The sequence below is a fragment of the Mesorhizobium sp. M1A.F.Ca.IN.020.06.1.1 genome (genome assembly GCF_004023265.1).
Lineage (GTDB): Bacteria > Pseudomonadota > Alphaproteobacteria > Rhizobiales > Rhizobiaceae > Mesorhizobium.
Genome location: NZ_RZSR01000760.1, coordinates 1 through 2,971, shown reverse-complemented (window position 1 = coordinate 2,971; position 2,971 = coordinate 1). Strand labels below are relative to the sequence as shown.

The following is a 2,971-nucleotide window of genomic DNA, read 5'->3' as shown; positions in this document are numbered from 1 at the left end:
GGTCGTCGGCGGCACGCGCCGGCATGCCGCCGTCGGCCGCCGCGCCGGCCGCCGGCGGCTGGCGTACCAGGAAGACGGCGGGCAGCAGGAGCACCCAGGCCATGACGCCGATGTCGAACATGGCGGTCCGCCAGTCATAGGCCGAGATCAGCCAGCGGGCGAAGGGCGAGATGGTCATCGGCGCCACTCCCATGCCGGCCGAAACCAGCGACACGGCAAGGCTTCGGTTGGTGTCGAACCAGGCGGTGGTGAGCGCGATCATAGGCGCGAAGAACGCGCTGGCCGCCAGCCCGACGATCACGCCGTAGCTGAGCTGGAAGATCAGCAGCGAGTTGGCGCGGCTCGCCACCACCAGCGCCAGCCCGAGCAGCCCCGCGCCGGCAAGCACGACGGGGCGGGCACCGACGCGGTCATAGATCGCGCCCCAGGCGAAGCCGCCGATGCCCATCACCAGAAAATTCAGCGTCATGGCGCTGGAAATGCCGGCGCGCGACCAGCCGGTGTCGATCGACATCGGCTCGAGAAAGATCGCCAGCGAGAACATCGCGCCGAGCGCCACACAGGTCATCAGCGCGCCGGCCGCGACGATGACCCAACGATAGGAAGGATTCATGATTTTCTCCCGTGCCCAACGGCATCCTGTTTGATGCGGCACGGTTTTTCCAGGTCCATCGCGCCGCTTGCGTCCGAAGGACGCCGCTGCGGACACCGATCCTACAATCTGGTTGCATTTTTTATCCGGATTTTTGGGGGATGTTGGCCGATCGCCTTATGCTGGCGTTCCTTCACACCCCCCTCTGTCCTGCGGGACTGTCCGATAGGACAGAGGCGGTGCCTCGCGCCGACCGTCTTTAACTGTCAGCAGTCTTCCGCACCCACATTGACCATGTACCAGGCCCTTCTAGATTGAGCCGCAGCAATCGGGAGGAGGCAACACGCCATGCAACTCTATCGCGGCCGGCTCATCGACCACCTTCATCTGGTGGTGCGCGACGTCAAGGCGAGCCGGCGTTTCTACGGCGCGGTGCTCGAGGTGCTGGGCGTCCCGATCGGCGGCGAGGCCGAGGATTATTTCTGGGCGGACGAACTGTTCGTTTCCAGCGCCGATAGCCGCGCGGCCCAGGGCGTGCTCACCGGCCGTCACCATCTCGCCTTCCAGGCCAAGGACCGCGCCATGGTCGACATCGGCGTCATGGCCTGGGTGCTCCTGCTGCCCGCCGTCTTCCTGGTACGCCAGCCGCCGGCGGCCGGCGCGGCGGCCGACGGCGGCATGCCGGCGCGTGCCGCCGACGACCCCGGCATGAGCGTCGGCCAGGCGCTGCGCTCGCCGCAGTTCCTGGTGCTGGGCATGACCTTCTTCGCCTGCTGCGCGGCGCATTCGGGGCCGATCTTCCACATGGTCAGCTATGCGATGGCCTGCGGCGTTGCGCCGATGGCTGCCGTCTCGATCTATAGCGTCGAGGGCCTTGCCGGCCTTGGCGGACGCCTGCTCTACGGCGTGCTCGGCGACCGGCTGGGGGTCAAGCCGGTGCTGATCACCGGCCTTGCCATCCAGGCCGCCGTGATCGCCGCCTATCTCGCGGTCGGCCGGCTCGAGCAGTTCTACGTGCTGGCCGTCATCTTCGGCGCCACCTACGGCGGCGTCATGCCGCTCTATGCGGTGCTGGCACGCGAATATTTCGGGCCGCGCATCATCGGCACGGTGTTCGGCGCCGCCACCATGCTCTCCAGCCTCGGCATGTCGTTCGGCCCGCTCGCCGGCGGCATGATCTACGACGCCTATGCCAGCTATTCCTGGCTGTTCATCGGCTCGGCTGCAGATGGCATAGCGAGATGAATCTCCCTCCTCGAGGGGGAGATGTCGCCGAAGGCGACAGAGGGGGTCGCGGCGCGTCAAGCGCCGACGCCCCTCTCCGTCGCATGGGGCGCCGGCGATCCACGCTCGGACCTGCCCTGCCGGCATCTCCCCTCGAGTTGCCCGCACCGCCGACGCGAAATCCATTGCCCGACGACGGCGAGTGTGAAACTCTCCGCGAGAGAAGACGCTGCATCTGAATGCCGGCCGGGCCGGCGCCATCCGTGGTCGGGAATATTGCAGTGGACACAGGCCTGGAAGCCGCAGAAACAAGGAATTGGTCCCGCCTGCTGGTCGCGGCCGAGAGCGGCGATGCCGAAGCCTCGCGCGCGGAGCTCGCAGCGGGCGCGGATATCAACCAGACCGATGAAGACGGCTGGTCAAGCCTGCACCTCGCGGCGCATAACGGCCGCACCGCCGTGCTCGAAACTTTGATCGGCCACCCGGCGGTCGACGTGAACTGCAGAAACAAATGGAAGAGCACACCATTGAGCCTGGCTGCGGCTAGGGGTCACCTCGCCTGTATCCGGGCGCTGCTGAAGCATCCGCAGATCGATATCGACGCCCGCGCCGACTATTACGGCAGGACGCCGCTCATCGAAGCCGCAAGGAACGGGCATCTCGATATCGTCAAGCTGCTGGTCGAGCATGGCGCCGACGTCAATCTCGCCGACAAGACGGGACGCAACAGCGCGCTCATCGAGGCGATCAAGGGACGCCACTTCGAAGTCGCGCAATATCTGCTGGAATCCCGCAAGGTGAACTTCCTCAACAAGGACATGCGGCTCAATGCGCTGATCTGGGCTGGCAGCACGCGCAACGCCGAACTCATCGGCAAGCTGGACGCCGCGATCCATCGCTTTTTCGAAGGCAAGTGAAGTGCGGCCGTCAGCCATTGGAACCGTCAGGCCGAAGCTGCCCTCAGCCCGTGCCCGTACCTGACCTCAGCGCCTCCCTGCCCTCGTCGTCGCGGCGCAGCCGCGCGTCGGAGATCAGCATCACCGGGCTTGGGCAGCGCTGCAGCACGCCGCTCGTCGTCTCGCCGAAGATGAGTTCCTCGCCCGGCCGCCGCGCCACGCCCATGACGATCAGCGCCACGTTCCTGCCCGCCTGACG

The 2,971-nt window shown here is 66.6% G+C and carries 3 protein-coding genes and 1 pseudogene; 2 read left to right on the top strand and 2 right to left on the bottom strand.

Annotated elements, in window-relative coordinates:
- The coding region (locus EOA60_RS26480) for an MFS transporter (protein ID WP_128312141.1) at window positions 1-613 on the bottom strand (613 nt) is incomplete at its 3' end.
- Window positions 614-1,171: 558 nt separating this feature from the next.
- Between EOA60_RS26480 and EOA60_RS26475 the strand changes: the two are divergent.
- Together EOA60_RS26475 and EOA60_RS26470 are read left to right on the top strand one after the other, a co-directional pair.
- Window positions 1,172-1,837: pseudogene (locus tag EOA60_RS26475) on the top strand (MFS transporter); the annotation flags it as partial.
- 260 nt (window positions 1,838-2,097) lie between these two features.
- Window positions 2,098-2,733 carry an ankyrin repeat domain-containing protein gene (locus EOA60_RS26470; RefSeq protein ID WP_095824673.1) on the top strand — a complete coding sequence of 212 codons (636 nt, stop codon included), beginning with the start codon at window positions 2,098-2,100 and terminating at the stop codon, window positions 2,731-2,733.
- Between the two features lie 43 nt (window positions 2,734-2,776).
- Here EOA60_RS26470 and EOA60_RS26465 read toward each other — a convergent pair.
- On the bottom strand, window positions 2,777-2,971 hold a 195-nt coding region (locus tag EOA60_RS26465), incomplete at its 5' end, for a universal stress protein (RefSeq protein ID WP_164899544.1).